Source organism: Streptomyces sp. NPDC002032 (genome assembly GCF_042890765.1).
Taxonomy (GTDB): Bacteria; Actinomycetota; Actinomycetes; order Streptomycetales; family Streptomycetaceae; genus Streptomyces.
Window position 1 is genome coordinate 179,934 of the sequence record NZ_JBIASM010000001.1, and the last position, 19,436, is coordinate 199,369.

The 19,436-nt window shown below is 71.4% G+C and carries 15 protein-coding genes; 12 read left to right on the plus strand and 3 right to left on the minus strand.

The genetic code is table 11. From position 1 onward, the window contains the following. The first annotated feature begins 37 nt into the window (after nt 1–37). Genes ACFYYT_RS00845 through ACFYYT_RS00855 form a run of 3 tightly spaced genes read left to right on the plus strand, consistent with a single transcriptional unit; the run spans nt 38 to nt 3,005 of the window. Nucleotides 38–1,231 carry an LLM class flavin-dependent oxidoreductase gene (locus tag ACFYYT_RS00845; RefSeq protein ID WP_351821762.1) on the plus strand — a complete coding sequence of 398 codons (1,194 nt, stop codon included), beginning with the start codon at nt 38–40 and terminating at the stop codon, nt 1,229–1,231. Then, on the plus strand, nt 1,228–2,217 hold the full coding sequence (locus ACFYYT_RS00850) for an ABC transporter substrate-binding protein (RefSeq protein WP_351821759.1): 990 nt from the start codon (nt 1,228–1,230) through the stop codon (nt 2,215–2,217). Before ACFYYT_RS00845 ends, ACFYYT_RS00850 begins: the two co-directional genes overlap by 4 nt. A 35-nt stretch (nt 2,218–2,252) precedes the next feature. Next, complete coding sequence (locus ACFYYT_RS00855; protein WP_351821797.1) at nt 2,253–3,005, plus strand: amino acid ABC transporter ATP-binding protein; 753 nt, start codon at nt 2,253–2,255, stop codon at nt 3,003–3,005. Nucleotides 3,006–3,021: 16 nt separating this feature from the next. On the opposite strand, the gene ACFYYT_RS00860 is transcribed toward ACFYYT_RS00855, so the two are convergent. Continuing rightward, nucleotides 3,022–5,238 (minus strand): hypothetical protein, encoded by a 2,217-nt coding sequence (locus ACFYYT_RS00860; RefSeq protein WP_351821756.1) that lies wholly within the window; start codon nt 5,236–5,238, stop codon nt 3,022–3,024. A gap of 630 nt (nt 5,239–5,868) precedes the next feature. Between ACFYYT_RS00860 and ACFYYT_RS00865 the strand changes: the two genes are divergently transcribed. Next, a complete protein-coding gene (locus ACFYYT_RS00865; RefSeq protein WP_351821753.1) occupies nt 5,869–6,300 on the plus strand; it encodes a VOC family protein in 432 nt (143 codons plus the stop codon). A 137-nt stretch (nt 6,301–6,437) separates the two neighbouring features. Here ACFYYT_RS00865 and ACFYYT_RS00870 read toward each other — a convergent pair whose 3' ends face one another. Both ACFYYT_RS00870 and ACFYYT_RS00875 read right to left on the minus strand, forming a co-directional pair. After that, the gene (locus ACFYYT_RS00870; protein ID WP_351821751.1) at nt 6,438–7,946 is read right to left on the minus strand and encodes a DUF4246 domain-containing protein; all 1,509 of its coding nucleotides are present in this window, start codon (nt 7,944–7,946) and stop codon (nt 6,438–6,440) included. Between the two features lie 94 nt (nt 7,947–8,040). Continuing rightward, a complete protein-coding gene (locus tag ACFYYT_RS00875) occupies nt 8,041–9,825 on the minus strand; it encodes a helix-turn-helix domain-containing protein (RefSeq protein ID WP_351821748.1) in 1,785 nt (594 codons plus the stop codon). Between the two features lie 522 nt (nt 9,826–10,347). Between ACFYYT_RS00875 and dnaK the strand changes: the two genes are divergently transcribed. Genes dnaK through ACFYYT_RS00915 form a run of 8 tightly spaced genes read left to right on the plus strand, consistent with a single transcriptional unit; the run spans nt 10,348 to nt 19,396 of the window. Further along, the gene (dnaK, locus tag ACFYYT_RS00880; RefSeq protein ID WP_351821746.1) at nt 10,348–12,261 is read left to right on the plus strand and encodes a molecular chaperone DnaK; all 1,914 of its coding nucleotides are present in this window, start codon (nt 10,348–10,350) and stop codon (nt 12,259–12,261) included. An 8-nt stretch (nt 12,262–12,269) separates the two neighbouring features. Further along, nucleotides 12,270–12,887, plus strand: coding sequence for a nucleotide exchange factor GrpE (locus ACFYYT_RS00885; protein WP_351821743.1), 618 nt, complete (start codon nt 12,270–12,272; stop codon nt 12,885–12,887). A gap of 6 nt (nt 12,888–12,893) precedes the next feature. After that, nucleotides 12,894–13,853: a J domain-containing protein gene (locus tag ACFYYT_RS00890; protein WP_351821740.1), complete on the plus strand. Its 960-nt coding sequence runs from the start codon at nt 12,894–12,896 to the stop codon at nt 13,851–13,853. Next, nucleotides 13,853–14,260, plus strand: coding sequence for a chaperone modulator CbpM (locus ACFYYT_RS00895; RefSeq protein ID WP_351821737.1), 408 nt, complete (start codon nt 13,853–13,855; stop codon nt 14,258–14,260). The genes ACFYYT_RS00890 and ACFYYT_RS00895 overlap by 1 nt, the downstream gene beginning before the upstream one ends. Further along, entirely contained in the window at nt 14,251–16,893 is a 2,643-nt protein-coding gene (clpB, locus tag ACFYYT_RS00900; protein ID WP_351821734.1) for an ATP-dependent chaperone ClpB, read from the plus strand. Before ACFYYT_RS00895 ends, clpB begins: the two co-directional genes overlap by 10 nt. Continuing rightward, nucleotides 16,890–17,348: a thioredoxin gene (trxA, locus tag ACFYYT_RS00905; protein WP_351821731.1), complete on the plus strand. Its 459-nt coding sequence runs from the start codon at nt 16,890–16,892 to the stop codon at nt 17,346–17,348. Before clpB ends, trxA begins: the two co-directional genes overlap by 4 nt. A gap of 6 nt (nt 17,349–17,354) precedes the next feature. Further along, the gene (locus ACFYYT_RS00910; RefSeq protein WP_351821728.1) at nt 17,355–17,615 is read left to right on the plus strand and encodes a UBP-type zinc finger domain-containing protein; all 261 of its coding nucleotides are present in this window, start codon (nt 17,355–17,357) and stop codon (nt 17,613–17,615) included. Beyond that, a complete protein-coding gene (locus ACFYYT_RS00915) occupies nt 17,615–19,396 on the plus strand; it encodes an FAD-dependent oxidoreductase (RefSeq protein WP_351821725.1) in 1,782 nt (593 codons plus the stop codon). Before ACFYYT_RS00910 ends, ACFYYT_RS00915 begins: the two co-directional genes overlap by 1 nt. Nucleotides 19,397–19,436 lie beyond the last annotated feature (40 nt).

Genomic DNA, 19,436 nt, shown 5'->3' on the forward strand with positions numbered 1-19,436 from the left:
GACCCACCGCTCACCATCCGAAAGGCAAGGCCACCCCATGCCCGTGGAATTCCTCGGCATCGCCGCCACCAACGACGGATCCGAAACCACCGCACGCTCCGGCGCCGCCTTCGACAAGGAGTACACGCTTCGCCTCGCCCGGGCGCACGAGGACCACGGCTGGGACCGGGTGCTGTTCGCCTACGGCTCCGGATCCCCGGACCCCGCGCCGGCGGCCGCGTACATCGCGAGCAGGCTGGACCGCCTGCGGATCCTGCTCGCCCACCGGCCCAACGTCTCGTACCCCACCTACGCCGCCAAGACGTTCGCCACCCTCGACCAGATCAGCGACGGCCGGCTGACCGTGCACTTCATCACCGGCGGCAACGACCACGAACAGGGCCGTGAGGGCGACACCCTCACCAAGGACGAGCGCTACGCCCGCACCCGCGAGTACATCCGGATCGTCAAGAAGATCTGGACCACCCGCGAGCCCTTCGACCACGAGGGCGAGCACTACCGCTTCCACGACTTCGTCAGCGACGTCTTCCCCGTCCAGCAGCCGCGCCCGGACGTCTCGTTCGGCGGCTCCTCGCCCGCCGCGTACGCCGCCGGAGGTGCCGAGGCCGACGTCTACTGCCTGTGGGGCGAACCGCTGGCGGAGACCGCCCGGCAGATCGAGGAGGTCCGGGCCGCCGCGCGGGCGGCGGGGCGTACGGACGCTCCGCGCATCCAGGTGGCGTTCCGCCCGATCATCGCCCCCACCGAGGAGCTCGCCTGGGAGAAGGCGCACCGCACGCTCGGCGCCATCGAACGGCGTCGGCAGGCGGGCCCCGTACGCCATCACCGGGGCGGTGTCACCCAGGCCGCCGCGCCCGAGAACACCGGATCGCGGCGGCTGATCGCCATCGCCGAGGCGGGGGAGCGCTACGACCGCGCGCTGTGGACCAAGACCGCCGCCGCCACCGGCGGGGCGGGCAACTCCAACGCCCTGGTCGGCACCCCGGAGACGGTCGCCCAGGCCCTGCTGGACTACTACGACCTCGGAGTCGACATCCTCTCGGCCCGCGGCTACGACCTGCTGGACGACGCCGTCGACTTCGGCCGGTACGTGATCCCGCTCGTCCGCGCGGAGGTCGCCAAGCGCGATGCCGAGCGCGATGCCGAGCGCGATGCCGGGCGCGACGCCGCGGCCGGAGCGGGCAACGCGGCAGGCGTCCCCCGCCAGCCCCTCACGGCGGTGCGCGGATGACCGGCACGCGCGCCGCCCACCCCCGGGCCCGCACTCGCCCGAGCCCCCGCACCCGTCCGCGTTCCCTCGTGGCGGCCCTCGCCCTTCTGCCCCTGCTGGCCCTCACCGCCTGCGGCTCCGCCGGCGGGGACCCGGCACCGGCGGGTGCCCAGGTCTCCTCCGCACCGGCCGACGACCCGGTCGCCGCCGTACGGACCGTGGAGGCGATCGCCGCGCTCCTCCCGGCCGAGGTGCGCACGGCGGGCCGCCTGCGCGTCGGCAGCTCGGTCGGCGCACCGCCCTCGGCGTACTACCCGAACGGCCAGGACAAGCCGCCCGCCGGCCAGGACATCGAGCTCGCCGACGCGGCGGCCAAGGTCCTCGGCCTGAAACCGGACCGGCAGGACGCCTCCTTCGAGACGATTCTCCCGGCCCTCGGCAGCGGCAAGTACGACGTCGGCACCGGCAACTTCGGCGTCACCACCGAACGCCTGAAGACCATCGACTTCGTCACGTACATCAACGACGGCCAGGGATTCGCGGTCAAGACGGGCAGCACCCGCCTGACCGGACAGGTGACCGACCTCACCCAGCTGTGCGGACTGACCATCGGCACGGGCGCGGGCACCACCTTCGAGAAGACCCTCACCGCACAGCGGGGCGTGTGCGCGGCGGCCGGCAAGAAGCCGTACGAGGTCAAGGTCTTCGCCGAGACCGGGGCCGTCACCACCGCGCTCCAGCAGGGCCGGATCGACGTCGTCATGTCGACGATCAACGGTCTGCGCCACCAGGCCGCGCAACCGGCCGCGCAGACCACCTTCCTCGGCGAGTACCACCGCCTCGACGTCGGCTTCGCCCTGAAGAAGGGCTCCCCGCTGGCCCCGGCCCTCCAGGGCGCCGTCAACGAGCTGATCAGGAACGGCACCTACGCGCGGATCCTCAAGAAGTGGGGCACCACCGCCTCCGCCATCGACACCTCACGGATCAACCCGCCGGAGCACCCGTGACGGCCGCACCCGCACCGGCCGCGGGCGGCGACGTCATGGTCGAGGTCCATGGCGTCCACAAGAGCTTCGGTCCCCTGGAGGTGCTGCGCGGCGTCGACCTGTCGGTGCGCGCCGGAGAGGTCACCGTGATCCTCGGCCCCTCCGGCTCGGGCAAGTCCACCCTCCTGCGCACCATCAACCATCTGGAGAAGGTCGACCGGGGCTGGGTCGGCATCGACGGCGAGCTCATCGGCTACCGAGCCGCCCGCGGCAAGCTGTACGAGCTGAAGGAGAAGGAGGTGCTGAAGCAGCGCACGCGCATCGGGTTCGTCTTCCAGAACTTCAACCTCTTCCCACACCTCACCGTCCTCGACAACCTCGTCGAGGCCCCGGTGGCCGCGCTGGGCCGCCCCCGGGCGCGGGCCGAGGAGACGGCCCGGCGGCTCCTGGACCGGGTGGGTCTCGCCGACAAGGCCGGGGCCTACCCGCGCCGGCTGTCCGGCGGACAGCAGCAGCGCGTGGCCATCGCCCGCGCGCTCGCCCTCGAACCGAAGGTGCTGCTCTTCGACGAACCCACCTCGGCGCTCGACCCCGAACTGGTCGGCGAGGTCCTCGACGTCATCAAGGACCTCGCCCGCGCCGGAACCACCATGATCGTGGTGACCCACGAGATCGGCTTCGCCCGCGAGGTCGCCGACACGGTCGTGTTCATGGACGCCGGCGTCATCGTCGAACAGGGCCCGCCCGCGTCCGTCCTGGACGATCCGCAGCACGCCCGCACCCGTGCCTTCCTCGCCAAGGTCCTCTGACCCGTGAGGTCCGCCCTCACTCGGGCTCCTGCTCCGCCAGCATCTCGACGAGCTCCGGCAGCTCGCGCAGCCGCGCCACGGTCTGGTTGAGCCGCCGCACGGCCGCGTCGGCCCGGCCCCGACCGAGGGGCGGCGACACGGCCCGATCCTGCAACTCCCCCAGTGCTCGGCGGAGTTCGGCCGACCCCTCGCTCATGCCCTGGATCAGCTCCTCGGCCCTCGCCCAGAGAGCGTCCCCCGAAGCCGCCCCCACCGGAACACCCGCCGGCGCCGTCCCCGTCCGGGAAAGGGCGGAGGCAGCGCCGGCGGCTCCGGCCACCGCGGGAACGCCGTGCGGTACGGCCGGAGCGGGGATGGGCAGGGGGGCGGGAGCAGGGGCGTGCGCCGGGAGGGGAGCCGGGACGGGCGTGGGGAGCGGCGTGGGCGGGGGGACGGGTACGGGCGTGCGTGCGGGGGTGTTGCGAGGGCGCGTCCCCAGCTCCTTGGGGAACTCCATGTCGAACCAGAGGGGGGTCATCTCGCGTCCCTGGAGTTCCACCCCGTTGCTGCTGACCCGCCACGGCCTGCGGTCTCCGTCGTCCATCGCCGCGACCAGGGACCTGAGGACCCCGACGGCCATCATCCGCTTCCTCTCGTGGCGCAGGGCCTGGAGGACGTTCGTCACCGTTCGCCGCTCCCGGGTCACGCGGGCCCCCGTCTCGTCGATCGCCTCCTGGCCGTCCAGGGAGCCTCGGTCGGGCTCCACCAGGGAGAAGGCGGCCAGCCAGTGGACGGCGCGGTACGCGACCAACTCCTCGAACGCGTCGGGATCGGTGTCGGCGGCCGCCAGCAGTTCGGGCAGCGGGCGTTCCGACAGGGTCACCCCGTCCCTGATCTTGGTGGTGAAGATCTCGGCGATCCTCGGGTTCCACGGCCTCGGGTAGCTCTCGGACGTGAGCGCCGACCAGGCCCGGGCGCGCTGGTGGATCTCGGCCGCCTTCAGCTGGGACGGCGGATTCTCGCTGAGTGCCCGCTGGAGGAGGTGACGCTTCAGCGGGTCGGCGGGGAAGAGTGTCTGAAGCAGTGCCATGGAACGCTTGTCACGCAGCTCTGAGACCGTCATGCCCGCCGTCGCCGCCGGGAGTTCACGGATCGGAGCGAGGCCGGAGAGCACCTCCGCCGTCTTCTCGTCCATGAGCCGTCGCGCAACGAACATCCCCAGCACACCACGCCCCAGGGCGCGGGAACGGCCGACGGCGTCGAACTCCAGCGGCGGGTTCACGTGGTCGCGACGATTGCTCATCTGGACGATGCGGTAGAGCCGCTGTGGGGTCGGGGTGCCGACGACGAGATGTGCCTCCACGACGGCGATGGCTGCTGCGCGGTGTGCCCGCGCGCCGGTCTTCGGGTCCAAGTCCTCTTCCGATGCGGCGAATTCCCGGTTGAGCAGGGTGGAGAATTCGGCGAGCCAGACCTGCGGGTCGCATACGACGCCACCCTCGGTCCGCCCCAGCTTCTCGGCCGGAACGCCCGCGAGTACCTCGCCGGAACTCAGACGGAAGATCGACTGCCGCTTCTGTGTTCGATTGTTTCCCCGGACCGCCATCCATCCCCAGTACGCGTCGGGGTAGAGGCGGTTTCCTTCGGAATCCACCTCCGGATTGTCCTGCAATCGGATGTACTGCGGAACGTACATTCCGGGCTCTTGTTGCCCGTTGAGGACCAGATCCTCTCCGAGGTCGTACTTCCGCAGCCGGTCGTACTTCAACAACGCGTCCGCGGCGTCCTCGGCGTCCATGATCAATGCCTGCCGGTTCGGCGCGGAACTCTCCAGGGCGGCGAGGAATTGTTCATTCCCCTCGTCGTCGGTACGGCTCCAGGGGCGCACCGATGCCAGCGCCTTTTCGGTGCCCTGCGCCACCGTGGGGTCTGCCACGGAACGCCAGATCGAACTGATCCGCTCGTTGTGCCCCCACAGCACGCCCCCGACGCCATGCATGCGGACGATCGCCACCAACATCTCACCGGCATCGGTACGGATGCGGCGCACTGCTGTGGCTTTGAGCCGACGGATCCCCTGGGAGTCCGGGTCTCCGAGGGTCTCTGCGGGGTCGGCGATGAAGGGTGCCACGTTCTCCAGCGCCCCACGCGGAAGGTTGACGCCGTCCGTGGCCAGCACCGCCTCGATCCACTGCTCTTGGCACTCCTTGGGGGCGGGTAGTGGAAAGGGGCCTTCGATGACGGCTTCAGTCATGTGGATCCTCACCTCACTCGGAGTCCCGGACCTGTTCAGCCAGCCAGACGGCGACCCTGTGCGCCGTGCGTACGGCAGGGTTGTCGGTGAACAGCCCGAGAACCGCAAGAACGAACCTGGGCGCGATCATCCAAATCCTGATCCGGCAACGATGAGGGCAGTTCGTCTGATCTTCACTCGAACGAGGGGGTTCCGCAGGAGCGTTCATGACCGAGACCCTTCAGAAGGCACGCGGCAGCGCGACCTGTCGGTCAAATCCCGCGCCGGTTGTGCTCGTTAAAAGCATACGAGCGGAATGGTGGCACCCGATCCACGCCGCTGGAGCCGCGAGGAGGGGCATTCACACCCAGGGGGCCGCCATCGAACCTGCGTGCATATTGATGGAGTTAGGAAAACCAATCCATAGATCCACTGGCGACCATCACTCGATCGTATGAAGTGGATTGCGGAAGGTGTGTATTAATGCTAAGGGTTTCCCGTAACTAATCTTTGTCAGCACGAGAGCGGCTGGCCGGGATCGCATCCCAGGTCCCCTTGGGGGAGGCACTGACCTGGCAGGGGTCTTCCTACCGGCGACGTGCGGATCTACCCGCCGGGGAAGATGAGCAGCGCCCCTGTTATCGTGCGCCGATGTCAACGATCAAGCAGTTCCAAGTGGCCTTCGACTGCGCGGATCCTGTGCGCCTCGCCGCCTTCTGGTGTGAGGTGCTGGGGTACGTCATGCCAGCGGTCCCGGAGGGCTTCGCCACGTGGGAGGAGTGCTTCCGCTCGCTGCCGCCCGAGGATGCGATCTACTTCGCGTGCACTGATCCCTCGGGTGTGGCTCCGCGCCTGCTCTTCCAGCGAGTTCCCGAAGGGAAGGTCGTCAAGAACCGGGTGCATCTCGATGTGCGGGCCGGCGTCGGGCTCGTGGGTGACGAGCGCCTGGCCACACTTGAAGCCGAATGCGCACGGCTGACGACGCTCGGCGCGAAACACGTGCTGACGCAGCGCGCCGATGGCGTCAACGAGTCGTGCATCACGATGCAGGACATCGAGGGCAACGAGTTTTGCCTCGCCTGATCCTCCCCAGAGCCTGCGAGGCGGGGAGCCGTCCCCGTGGCCTGACGGCCTGGGCGCAGGGCGACGGGCGGTCCCCGGTTGGCGAAACCGGGGACCGCCCGGGTCATTGCGTCAGCTGTGGACCGGTGGCGGTTCGGTCAGTGTTCGCAGAGGGAGAATTCCCGTTCGTAGAGCTGCTCGTTGTGTTCGTCGACGAAGAACTTGCGTTCCTGCATGAGCTGTTCGCGGTAGTCCTCGGCCTGGGCGCGCGTCATGGTGGAGGTGTCGGACCACGGCTGCTGCGGGGGCACATCGGATGTCGAGGTGATCCTGGTCGACGGGTCGACCAGGAAGAACGCGAGGATCTTGCGGTGCCCCGGGCGGGCGCCGTCCACGAGACGGAACGCACTGACGCGGTGTTGCAGGACGTTCGGGAACGCCAGGCAGCGGCCCGCCGGGGTCGATGCCGAGCCAAGCGTCTGGTTCAGCGCGTCCTCGTCCTCCAGGCCGTAGACCTCGCGAAGGCCGTTGTCGTCGTTCTGTTCGTAGTCCGGGTCGTCGAGGGCCGCCCGGAAACCCAGCCGGCTTTCGGTGATGTTCTCGCTGTCCCAGTAGTAGATGCCGGTCGAGACGATCCGCTCGTTCAGCATCCCCTCGACGTGCCAGGAACCGCCGGGGTACTCGGGCTGTTCCGGGGTCAGGTGCAGGGTGGCGAGTTTGACGATGACCTGGAGGCGGCGGCCGCGCAGGTCGACCCGGGCGGACGCGTCGGGCACCTCGGGCGGGGTGAATTCCGGGGCGTCCGGGACGACCGGGCGGCGGTTCTCCCACCAGCTGTCCTGGGCCTGTTCCCAGGCCCGGCGGGCTTCCGCGTAGGCCTCGTCATCGGCGTAGGAGGACCTGGCCGGATATTCCGGCTGCGAGTCGTACCACCCGTACGGATCGGCCGCGATCCGCGGGGGCCTCGGATGGCGCAGATCGGTGAGCACGTTCTCCAGGAGGGGCCGCAGGCGGCCGAACAACTCCGGCAGGACGGCGGCCAGTTCGCGGTGCTCCTCGGGATGGACGTTGTTGACGTACGAACGGAAGGCGACCTCGCCGTCCGCGCTGACGTCGACATCCGTGGGCAGCCACTGGAACTTCTCCGAGAATTCGTACTTCGCATGGCGGTCCGCCGGGTTCTTCCAGGCCTCCTCGGGGCCGCCACTGGCCTCCCTCACCAGGCAGAAGAGCGACGGATGGACCAAGTCCAGTACCTGGCCGCCGGATCCGGGATGCCAGTCCCGCTCTGCCTCGGGAACGTCCTCCAGAACCCGTACCGCCTCGCGCAGCCGGGATCTGAGCTCCTCGTCGACCAGCGTGTCCGACTGCCACACCCCGTCCACGCCGGACACCTCTATTCCGGTCCGCCCGTCCCGCAGCGCGGCGTAATGCGCGAGTTCGGCCAGCACGTAACGAACTTGCGCCTCGGTGAGGCCCTGGGCGAGAGCTTCCCGCGTCCACCGGGCGACGATCTCGGCATCGTTCATCTTCTCGAACCATTCCGGCTTCGACCGGATGTGGGAGCTGCACCGCATCATCTGGAGTTCCCGCAGCGTCCGGGGCGTGGCGAAGGGCAGGGAGCGGGATGCGTGAAAGGGCAACGGGAAAGCGGACGAGCCGGTCAAGTCTCTTGGTCCTTGCGATCGGTGTGCGGGGGCGGGGGCGGGGGCGGGGGCGGGGGCGGGGGGAAGAGTACTTCAGGCCACCGACACCCGGGCGTCAGCCGAATCCGCCCAGCACGATCTTCCACACCTGGGTCGCCACCTGGAGGTTCAGCCGGTCCTCGACGTTCGCGAGGTCGTTGCCGCTGATCTCGCGGATCCGCTGGAGCCGATAGCGCAGCGTGCTGCGGTGGATCGCGAGGGATTCGGCGGTCTCGTCGTAGTTGCCGCCGCAGTCGAAGTACCGGGACAGGGTCTCCACCATGGTCGCGTGGTGGAGGGAGTCGTAGTCGATCAGCTCCCCGAGCCATTCGTGTACGAACGTCTCCAGTTCCCGGAAACCGTTGCCGGGGCCGAGGATGCGGTAGAGACCGAGCTCGTCGAAGAACGTCGTGCCGTAGCGCTCCCGGGAGTGGCGGCGCACGTCCAGGGCGCGCTGCGCCTCCTGGTAGCGGTGGGGGATGTCGTCCAGGGAGTCGCAGGGGGCGCTCACCCCGATCGTCCCGGACCGTGTCCCGGTCTCCCGGGCGAGCGCCTCGTACAGCGCCCGGGCGTGCGGCCTGGCGTCGGCGACCAGGACCACGTGGCCGGAACGCGGGGACAGCAGCGAGTGCATGCCCACGGCCGAGGCCGCCCGGGCCACGGTCCGGGCGAAGGAGTCGTCCGCCGTCCGGTTCGACCACTGCACCACGACCACGTAGTGGCTGCGGTGCAGATCGTGGCCGACCGCCTCGGACCGGGCGTAGGCGCTCGCCTCGTCCGTCCCCGCCAGGAGGTCGTCGACCAGCTCACGGTGCAGCCGCAGCTCCACTTCCGCCAGGCTGCGCAGGTGCGCCAGCTCCAGGGCGAGCGACGTGGCGGCGTGTTCCAGCGCGAGCACGGTGTGCTCGTCGGCCTCGCCCCGGGCGTCGACCAGGGCCAGTACGCCCAGGATCTCGCCGTGCGGGCGGATCAGCGTGACCAGCCGGTCCTTGATCCGCACCGGCCCGGCCTCCCGTGCGACGGCGCGCAGCATGTCGTCCTGGCGCGCGGGGTCCGGTTCCGGATAGGGGTCGGGGCGGCTCGGGCCGGTCCAGGACCGCAGCCGGCCGAAGCGGTCCTCGATCAGCGCGGGGAGCCCGGTGAGCCCGTGCAGTGCGCGGGTGATGGTCTCCTCGCCGCCGCCCGAGGCGGCGACGTCGGCCATGAGCGCGTGCACGGCCTGCTGGAACCCCAGCTCGGCGGCGACGGAGATCAGCTCGCGCCGCAGGTCCGTCCCCTCCTCCCGCAACCGGTGCAGCTCCAGAGCGTCCTCGCGCCGGCGGCGCAGCGCGAAGGCGACGGAGAGGGCGGCAGCGGTGTGTCGGACGAGCGTGGCGAGCAGGGAGCGCTCGGCCGCGGTGGGCCGGGAGCGGGACGTCACCACGAGACAGCCGTGGAGCCCTTCACGACCGCGCAGGCCCAGGGCCCAGCCCCAGCGCCGGCCGGGTACGGTCACGGGACCGTCCCGCCCGGCCAGCTCCCGCACCCGCCGGTCGACGGCGGTGGCGTGGACGTGCCCGGCCTTGCGCGGGCTGTGGACGAGCTCGTCGTCCACCTGGAGGTATCCGGCCTCGGCGCTGTAGGGCCCCATGGTGGCCAGGTGGTCCATGGCCAGGCGCAGGATCTCGGCCTCGTCCCGGGAGTCGAAGAGGGCGCTGGAGAGCGTCACCAGATCGCGCAGGGCGTGCGCGCCGGGGGAGGGGACGGGCGCGCGGGGCCCCCTCCGCACGGCGGCGGGGTGCCGCCGGGCGTTGCCCCGTACACGGCTGCCCCCACGGCCGGGGCGGCGGCGGTACAGGTGGTACGCCCGGCTGCCGGGCATGATGACTCCCTTCCCCGGAGCCTTCAGGGAGGAGATGAGGCTCTTCTTTTGTCCGGTGTGATCCGGCTCTCACCTTACGCCCCTCCGGCCGCTCTGCCGGAGAGGCGTATCTCGTGCTCCTGGGCCGACGGGCCCCGCCGCTTTTCGACCTGCCGGGGGCAGGCGTGGAGCCGTGCGGTCGGCCAGTCTGGGAAGACCGGGATTCCCGCCCCGTCGAGCACGTCGCCTGACGTACCGGACGTACCGGACGTACGGGCCCGTGTAGGGCCGCTCCGGACGGAGCGGCGGGCGGGCGGGCTCGTCCCGGCGCGCCGACCGGCCGGCACTCCGGCCCGGCCGACTGGGGGGACCCCGTCGTCCCCGTCGTCCCGACGGGCTCGTCGCCCTCGTCGCCCTCTACGGGCTCGCTTTCCGCAGTGATCGCGGGCGCGCCGTCCGGCCCGCTGCCGGACGTCCCGCCCCCACCCGAACGATCGGATCCGCAGTGCCGGCGCCGTGCCGCCGCACCGGGAGGAGTTCCTCATGGCCAAGGCAGTGGGCATCGACCTGGGCACCACCAACTCGGTGATCGCCGTGTGGGAGGGCGGCGAGCCGTCCGTCGTGCCCAACAGCGAGGGCAACCGCACGACACCGTCCGTGGTGGGCTTCACCGACACGGGCGAGCGCCTGGTGGGCCAGCTGGCCCGGCGCCAGGCCATCCTCAACCCCAAGGGCACCATCTACTCGGCCAAGCGGTTCATCGGCCGGCACTTCGACGAGATCTCCGAAGAGGCCAAGGCGGTGGCGTACGACGTCGTCGAGGGGGAAGGCGGGGCGGCCCGCTTCAAGGTGCGCGACAAGCTGTACGCGCCCGAGGAGATCAGCGCCCAGGTGCTGCGCAAACTCGCCGACGACGCCTCCAAGCAGCTCGGGGAACGAGTCACGGAGGCGGTCATCACGGTGCCCGCCTACTTCAACGACGCCCAGCGCACAGCCACCAAGGACGCCGGACGGATCGCGGGACTGGAGGTGCTGCGGATCGTCAACGAGCCGACCGCGGCAGCCCTCGCCTACGGCATGGACAAGAAGGAACACGAGACCGTCCTCGTCTTCGACCTGGGCGGCGGCACCTTCGACGTGAGCATCCTCGACGTCGGCGGCGGCGTGGTGGAGGTGCGCTCCACCGCCGGCGACAGTCACCTGGGCGGCGACGACTTCGACCGGCGTCTGGTGGACCACCTCGCGGACGGCTTCCAGCAGGAGAACGGCATCGACCTGCGCAAGGACCCGCAGGCGCTGCAACGCCTCTTCGAGGCGGCGGAGAAGGCCAAGACCGAGCTCAGTACGGTGACCCAGACGCAGGTGAGCCTGCCGTTCATCACCGCCGACGCCTCGGGCCCCAAGCACCTCACCGACTCGATCATGCGGTCCACGTTCGAGCAGATCACCGGCGACCTGGTGGAGCGCTGCCTGGGACCGGTCCAGCAGGCCATGACGGACGCCAAGGTCGGCGAGAGCGACATCGACGAGGTCATCCTCGTCGGCGGATCCACCCGCATCCCCGCCGTCCAGGCCCTCGTGCGGCGGCTGACCGGCGGCAAGGAACCCAACATGAGCGTGAACCCCGACGAGGTCGTGGCACTGGGTGCCGCGATCCAGGCCGGGGTGCTCAAGGGCGAGGTCAAGGACGTCCTGCTGCTGGACGTCACACCCCTGTCGCTGGGTGTCGAGACGCGCGGCGGCGTGATGACGAAGATCATCGAGCGGAACACCACCATCCCCGTGCGCCGCTCCGAGACCTTCTCCACCGCCGAGGACAACCAGCCCGCCGTCGACATCGTCGTCCTCCAGGGCGAGCGCGAGCGAGCCGCCGACAACCGGGTGCTCGGCCGGTTCCAGCTCACCGACATCCGGCCGGCGCCCCGGGGCGAACCCCAGGTCGAGGTCACCTTCGACATCGACGCCAACGGCATCCTCAACGTCCGGGCCCGCGACCGGGACACCGGCAAGGAACAGGGCATCACCATCAGCGAGAGCTCCAACCTGGACCGCGGTGAGGTCGAACGCATGGTCCAGGAGGCCGAGCGCAACCAGGGCCAGGACCAGGCACTGCGCGAGGCCGTCGACGCCCGCAACGCGCTCGACGCCGTCGCGTACCAGGTGGAGAAGCTCCTCGGCGAACTGGGCGACGCGGCGCCCGCGCACGAGAAGGCGCGCGCCGAGATGCTCGTCTCCGACGCCCGCGCGGCGGTCAAGGAAGAGGCGGACGTGGAACGCGTACGGCCCCTGACCTCCGAACTCCAGCAGGTGCTCGCCGGGCTCGCGGCCCACCAGGGCGCAGCCGCGGGCGGCCCCGGCCAGGACGCGGACACCACCGCGGGCGGCGCGGACGGCGGCGGCGCGAGCGGGGGTGGCGGTGACGACGACGTCATCGACGCCGAGTTCGACAAGGAATGAGGCGCGCCATGCCCAGCCACTCCCAGGAATCCGGCCGGGCCGCGTCCGGTGCGGCCGGACCGGACCCCGAAGGCGCCGTACGCCCTCCCCCCGGGGACCTGCCCCCGCCGGGCGCGCCTCCCCGGCCGGACGGGGTGCCGGACGAACCGGGACCCGACGCCGCCGGCCCCGGCCCCGGGCCCGACGAAGACGAGTACACGACCGCGATCCGGGAGCTGGAGGACCGCTGGCGGCGCGCGCTCGCCGACCTCGACAACCTGCGCAAGCGCCACGCCAGGGAACTGGAGCGCGAGCGGACGGTGGAACGCTCCCGCACGGCCGCCGCCTTCCTGCCCGTCCTGGACAACCTCGAACTCGCCCTGACCCATGCCGGCGCCGATCCGGGCGCGATCGTGGAGGGCGTCCGGGCGGTCCGCGACCAGGCCGTGAACGTCCTCGAACTGCTCGGTTACCCGCGCTACGCGCAGACCGGCGTCGCCTTCGACCCGGCCCGGCACGAGGTGGTCGGTGTCGTCCAGGACCCGGGCACCCCGCCGGGCACCGTCGTCGAGGTGCTGCGCCCCGGCTACGGGGACGGCGAACGGCAGCTCCGGCCCGCCGCCGTGACGGTCGCGAAGCGGGAGTGACCGGCCATGGCACGGGACTTCTACGAGGTACTGGGCGTTTCCCGGAGCGCGAGCCAGGACGAGATCCAGCAGGCCTACCGCAAGCTCGCCCGCAAGTACCACCCCGACGTCAACAAGGCCCCGGACGCGGAGGAACGCTTCAAGGACCTCAACGAGGCGTACAGCGTCCTGTCGGACCCGAAGACCCGGGCCCGTTACGACCGCTTCGGCGAGGACTTCCGCCAGATCCCCGAGGACTTCGACGAACGGGTCGCGGCCGGAGCGGGCGGCGGCCCACGCGGCCGCAGGACGGCGGGCGCGGGCGGTCCCCGGGTCCGGTACACCACCGGCTTCGGCGACGGCTTCGGAGCGGAGGGCATCGACATCGAGGACCTGTTCGGCTCCATGTTCGGAGCCGGCGCCGGCGCCGCCCCGGGCGGCGGCGTACCCGGAGCGGACCAGGAGGCCGAGCTGCCGCTCACGGTCGAGGAGGCGTACCGGGGCGGCCGCCGTTCCGTCACGCTGGCCGGCCCCACCGGGCAGCCCCGGCGGTACGAGGTCGACGTCCCGCCCGGCGTCACGGACGGGCAGCGCATCCGGCTGGCCGGCGAGGGCGGCCGGGGCAGCGGTGAGGCCCCCGCGGGCGACCTGTACCTGCGGGTGCGCATCCAGCCCCACCCCAGGTTCCGGCCGGACGGCCGCGACGTGCACGTCCAGCTCCCCGTCACCCCCTGGGAGGCGGCCCTGGGCGCGACCGTGCCGGTGCCCACCCCCGGCGGCGGTACGGCCAAGGTCACGGTGCCCGCGGGCTCGTCCAGCGGCCGGCGGCTGCGGCTGCGCGGCGAGGGCATGCCGAACCCGCGCGGCGCGAAGGGCGACCTGTACGCCGAACTCCGCATCATGGTGCCGCCCACCCTCGGCGCCCGGGAACGCGAACTGTTCGAGGAGCTCGCCGCCACCTCCTCGTTCGACCCCAGGAGGACGTGATGACCGACCGACCCGCGGGAGCGGGGGGCACCGGCGGGGCCGGCGTGGCCGGCCGCCCGGTACGAACGGGCGCCGACATCACCGCCGCGACGGCGATCCGGTACGCGCTCGTGCCCGTCCCCAGACTCTCCCTGCACGCCGTGGCCCGTCGTTCGGGCCTCCATCCCGATCTGATCCGGCGGTTCGTCGCGCTCGGACTGGTCGACGCCGAGCGCGACGCCGCGGGCCGGCTGGTGTTCGACACCGGGGCCCCGGCGGTCCTCGCCCGCATCCACCGGCTGCGCTCCGGACTCTGCCTCAACTACGCATCCATCGGCCTGGTGCTCGACCTGCTCGACCGCATCAGCCTGCTCGAAGCCGCCCTGCGCGGCCGCGGCACGAGGAGGGAAACACCCCCATGGACATGAACCGTCTCACCCAGAAGTCCCAGGAAGCCCTGCAGGAGGCCCAGAGCGCGGCCGTCCGCATGGGGCAGACCGAGGTCGACGGGGAACACCTGCTGCTCGCACTTCTCGACCAGGAGGACGGTCTGATCCCGCGGCTGCTGCAACAGGCCGGCACCGAGCCGGAGGAACTGCGCACGGCACTGCGCGAGGAACTCGGCCGCCGCCCGAAGGTCACGGGCCCCGGGGCGACACCCGGCCAGGTCTTCGTCACCCAGCGCCTGGGCCGCCTGCTCGACGCCGCCGAACGGGAGGCCAAACGCCTCAAGGACGAGTACGTGTCCGTGGAGCACCTCCTGCTCGCCCTGGCCGAGGAGGGCTCTGCCACCGCCGCCGGGCGGCTGCTGGGCCGGGCCGGCATCACCAGGGACTCGTTCCTGAGCGTGCTCACCCAGGTCCGCGGCAACCAGCGCGTCACCTCCGCCAACCCCGAAGTGGCGTACGAGGCTCTGGAGAAGTACGGCCGCGACCTCGTCGCCGAGGCCAAGGCCGGCCGGCTCGACCCGGTCATCGGCCGGGACGCCGAGATCCGCCGGGTCACCCAGATCCTCAGCCGCAAGACCAAGAACAACCCCGTCCTCATCGGCGACCCGGGCGTCGGCAAGACCGCCATCGTGGAGGGCCTCGCCCAGCGCATCGTCCGCGGCGACGTACCCGAAGGGCTGCGGGACAAGGTCGTGTTCGCCCTCGACATGGGTTCCCTGGTCGCCGGCGCCAAGTACCGCGGCGAGTTCGAGGAACGCCTCAAGGCCGTGCTGTCCGAGGTCAAGGCCGCCCAGGGTGGCATCCTGCTCTTCGTCGACGAACTGCACACCGTCGTCGGCGCGGGCGCCGCCGAAGGAGCCATGGACGCGGGCAACATGCTCAAGCCGATGCTCGCGCGCGGCGAACTGCACATGATCGGCGCCACCACCCTCGACGAGTACCGCCTGCACATCGAGAAGGACGCCGCGCTCGAACGCCGCTTCCAGCAGGTCCTGGTCGACGAGCCGAGCGTCGAGGACACCATCTCCATCCTGCGCGGACTGCGCGAACGCCTGGAGGTCTTCCACGGCGTGAAGATCCAGGACACCGCGCTGGTCTCCGCCGCCACCTTCAGCCACCGCTACATCACCGACCGTTTCCTGCCCGACAAGGCCATCGACCTCGTCGACGAGGCGTGCGCCCGGCTGCGTACCGAGATCGACTCGATGCCCGCCGAACTCGACGAGATCACCCGCCGCGTCACCCGCCTGGAGATCGAGGACGCCGCCCTCTCCAAGGAGACCGACCCGGCCAGCAGGACCCGCCTGGAGGAACTGCGCAGGGAACTGGCCGACCTGCGGGGCGAGGCCGACGCCAAACACGCCCAGTGGGAGGCCGAACGCCAGGCCATCCGGCGCGTCCAGGAACTGCGCCAGGAACTGGAACAGGTACGTCACGAGGCCGAGGAGGCCGAACGCGCCTACGACCTCAACCGCGCCGCCGAACTCCGCTACGGCCGCCTGCGGGACCTGGAGCGCCGACTCGCCGCGGAGGAGGAGCAACTGGCCTCCAAACAAGGGAAGAACCGGCTGCTGCGCGAGGTCGTCACCGAGGAGGAGATCGCCGACATCGTCGCCGCCTGGACCGGCATCCCCGTCGCCCGTCTCCAGGAGGGCGAACGCGAGAAGCTGCTGCGCCTCGACGAGATCCTGCGCGAGCGCGTCATCGGTCAGGACGAGGCCGTCAAACTCGTTTCCGACGCCGTCATCCGCGCCCGCTCCGGCATCCGCGACCCACGCCGCCCCATCGGCTCGTTCATCTTCCTCGGCCCCACCGGCGTCGGAAAGACCGAGCTGGCCAAGACCCTCGCCCGGGCCCTGTTCGACTCCGAGGAGAACATGATCCGCCTCGACATGAGCGAGTACCAGGAGCGGCACACCGTCAGCCGGCTCATGGGCGCCCCGCCCGGATACGTCGGCTACGAGGAAGGCGGCCAGCTCACCGAAGCCGTACGCCGCAAGCCGTACTCGGTCGTGCTGTTCGACGAGGTCGAGAAGGCGCACACCGACGTCTTCAACACCCTGCTGCAGATCCTCGACGACGGCCGCATCACCGACGCCCAGGGCCGCACCGTCGACTGCCGTAACACCGTGATCATCATGACGTCCAACATCGGCTCCGAGCACCTCCTCGACGGCGCCACCGCCGAGGGCGAGATCAAGCCGGACGCCCGCGCCCGGGTGATGGGCGAGCTGCGCGGGCACTTCCGCCCGGAGTTCCTCAACCGCGTCGACGACATCGTGCTGTTCAAGCCGCTCGGTGAGCGGCAGATCGAGCGGATCGTGGAGCTGCAGTTCGACGAGCTGCGGCAGCGGCTCGCCGAGCGCCGCATCAGCGTCGAGCTCACCGACGCGGCCCGCGAGGTGATCGCCCACCAGGGCTACGACCCGGTGTACGGGGCCCGGCCGCTGCGGCGCTACATCTCCCACGAGGTCGAGACCCTGGTCGGGCGCGCCCTGCTGCGCGGCGACCTCCAGGACGGCGCGACGATCCGCGTCGACGCCGAACACGGCGAGCTGGTGGTCGGCTACGACCAGCCCGAGGACGCGACGGGAGCGAGGGAGGCCGCATGAGCACCGTGCAGGCCCGCAACGTCACCTGCCCGCACTGCGGGCGCACCAACCGGGTCCCCGCGGCCGCCGAGGGCCGCCCCAGGTGCGGCAACTGCAAGCAGCCCCTGCCGTGGGTGGCCGACGCGGGCGACGACGACTTCACCGAGATCGTCGAGCGGGCCACCGTGCCCGTCGTGGTCGACCTGTGGGCCACCTGGTGCGGACCCTGCCGCATGGTGAGCCCCGCGCTGGAGAAGGTCGCCGCCGATCTCGCGGGAACGATCAAGCTGGTCAAGGTGGACATCGACAAGAACCCGCGCCTGGCCGGGCGCTTCGAGGTCCAGGCGGTACCGACGCTGCTCATCCTCGACAGGGGACGGACCCTCGCCCGGCAGGCGGGCGCCGCCCCCGCCCCCGCCCTGCGGCGGTGGGTGGAGGAATCGATCGCGGGCCGCGAAGCGGCCGGAAAGGAGTGATCCGCCATGACCGTACGGACCGACCCCCACCTCGCCCTCGTACGCCCCGTCACACCGCGCGCCACGGGGTGCGAGGAATGCCTGGCCATCGGATCCCCCTGGGTCCACCTCAGGCTCTGCCTGACCTGCGGCCACGTCGGCTGCTGTGATTCCTCGCCGAACCGGCACGCCCGCCGGCACGCCGCCGCCGACGGCCACCCGATCGTCGCCTCGCTGGAGCCCGGCGAGGACTGGCGCTGGTGCTACGTCCACGAGGCGTTCGTGTGATGCCCGGCGACGCGACGCGGCCGGACGCGGGGCCCGTACCGGAAGAGACGCGGGAGAGCGTCCCCTTCGAGACCCCCGACGTCTACGGCGCCTACCCCCGCCTCCCGGACGAACAGCTGGACCGCCTCACGCAACACGGCCGGCGGCGCGCGGCCGAAGCGGGTGACGTGCTGATCCGGGAGGGCGAGCCCTGCGAGACCTTCTACGTGGTCCTCAGCGGCTCGGTCGCCATCGTCGAGGGCTACGGCACGCCCGGTGAACGCCTGCTGCGCGTGCACGGCCCCGGCCGCTTCATCGGCGAACTGGGCCTCCTGAACGAACAGGTGGCCTTCTACACCGCCGTGGTCCGGGACCCCGGCGAGATCCTCGCCCTGTCCATGGACCAGCTGCGTGAACTGGTGGCCCGGGACTCCGTCCTGGGCGACGTGGTACTGCGCGCCTGTCTGGGCCGCCGCGCCCTGCTCGTCGGACAGGGCGCGGGTTTCCGCATCATCGGCTCGCGCTACTCGCCCGACACCCGGCGGCTGCGCGAGTTCGCCGCCCGCAACCGGCTGCCGCACCGCTGGATCGATCTGGAGACCGACGAGGAGGCCGAGGCGCTGCTGCGCCGCTTCGGGGTGGGTCCGGAGCAGACGCCGCTGGTGATCTGGCGGGGCACCACCCTGCTGCGCAATCCGAGCAACGCCGAACTGGCCCGGTTCATCGGTCTGCCGTCCCTGCCGTCGGGCAACGGCCGCGGGGACCTCCTGATCGTCGGCTCCGGGCCGGCCGGTCTCGCCGCCGCGGTGAACGCCGCCTCGGAGGGGCTCGACACGACCGTGGTCGAGGTGCTGGCCACCGGAGGCCAGGCCGGCACGTCCTCCCGCATCGAGAACTGCTTCGGCTTCCCCTCCGGCATCTCCGGCGCCGAACTCACCGAGCGCGCCGTGCTCCAGGCGGAGAAGTTCGGCGCCCGGATCAGCATCCCGGCGGAGGCGGCCCGGCTCGAACGCCGGGACGGCCATTACGCCGTCGGGTTCGCCGACGGCACCGAGATCACCGCCCGTTCCGTCGTCCTGGCCACCGGCGCCCGCTACCGCCGCCTCCAGGTACCCGGCATCGAGCCCTTGGAGGGCTCGAGCGTCCACTACTCGGCGACCGTCTACGAGGCCCAGCAGTGCCGTACCGACCCGGTGGCGGTGGTCGGCGGCGGCAACTCCGCGGGGCAGGCCGTGCTCTTCCTGGCCGGGTACGCACCGCAGGTGCTCCTGCTCGTCCGCGGGCCGAGCCTCGAAGCGCACATGTCCCGCTACCTGATCGACCAGATCGAGGGCCATCCGCAGGTGCGCGTGCTGCTGCACACCGAGATCACCGAGGCGCTCGGCGACAAGGTGCTGGAGGCGGTCACCACGGTCGACCACCGCACGGGGGAGCACCACCGCCTCGCGGTGCGGGCCCTGTTCGTCTTCACCGGCGCGGACCCGCACACCGACTGGCTGTCCGGCGCGCTCGCCCTCGACGCCCGCGGCTTCGTGCTCACCGGCGCGGAGGCACAGGCGTGCTCCGTTCCCGAACTCTGGCAGGGCCAGGGCCGCGACTGTCTGACCCTGGAGACCAGCCTGCCCGGCGTCTTCGCCGCCGGCGACGTCCGTAGTGGCTCGGTCAAGCGCGTGGCCTCGGCGGTGGGAGAAGGCGCGATGAGCATCCACTACGTGCACCGCCACCTGCGCCACCCGGCCGCGCCCGGGGACACCGACCGCGCCCCGCAGACCCGTCCGAAGGAGTCGGCCTGGCTCGGATGAAACCCGGCGGGCGACGAGAGCACGGGGACGAGAGCACGAG

Coding starts and splice junctions, on each gene's coding strand:
- ACFYYT_RS00845 (WP_351821762.1), top strand. CDS start 38: ATGCCCGTGGAATTCCTCGGCATCGCCGCCACCAACGACGGATCCGAA.
- ACFYYT_RS00850 (WP_351821759.1), top strand. CDS start 1,228: ATGACCGGCACGCGCGCCGCCCACCCCCGGGCCCGCACTCGCCCGAGC.
- ACFYYT_RS00855 (WP_351821797.1), top strand. CDS start 2,253: ATGGTCGAGGTCCATGGCGTCCACAAGAGCTTCGGTCCCCTGGAGGTG.
- ACFYYT_RS00860 (WP_351821756.1), bottom strand. CDS start 5,238: ATGACTGAAGCCGTCATCGAAGGCCCCTTTCCACTACCCGCCCCCAAG.
- ACFYYT_RS00865 (WP_351821753.1), top strand. CDS start 5,869: ATGTCAACGATCAAGCAGTTCCAAGTGGCCTTCGACTGCGCGGATCCT.
- ACFYYT_RS00875 (WP_351821748.1), bottom strand. CDS start 9,825: ATGCCCGGCAGCCGGGCGTACCACCTGTACCGCCGCCGCCCCGGCCGT.
- dnaK (WP_351821746.1), top strand. CDS start 10,348: ATGGCCAAGGCAGTGGGCATCGACCTGGGCACCACCAACTCGGTGATC.
- ACFYYT_RS00885 (WP_351821743.1), top strand. CDS start 12,270: ATGCCCAGCCACTCCCAGGAATCCGGCCGGGCCGCGTCCGGTGCGGCC.
- ACFYYT_RS00890 (WP_351821740.1), top strand. CDS start 12,894: ATGGCACGGGACTTCTACGAGGTACTGGGCGTTTCCCGGAGCGCGAGC.
- ACFYYT_RS00895 (WP_351821737.1), top strand. CDS start 13,853: ATGACCGACCGACCCGCGGGAGCGGGGGGCACCGGCGGGGCCGGCGTG.
- clpB (WP_351821734.1), top strand. CDS start 14,251: ATGGACATGAACCGTCTCACCCAGAAGTCCCAGGAAGCCCTGCAGGAG.
- trxA (WP_351821731.1), top strand. CDS start 16,890: ATGAGCACCGTGCAGGCCCGCAACGTCACCTGCCCGCACTGCGGGCGC.
- ACFYYT_RS00910 (WP_351821728.1), top strand. CDS start 17,355: ATGACCGTACGGACCGACCCCCACCTCGCCCTCGTACGCCCCGTCACA.
- ACFYYT_RS00915 (WP_351821725.1), top strand. CDS start 17,615: ATGCCCGGCGACGCGACGCGGCCGGACGCGGGGCCCGTACCGGAAGAG.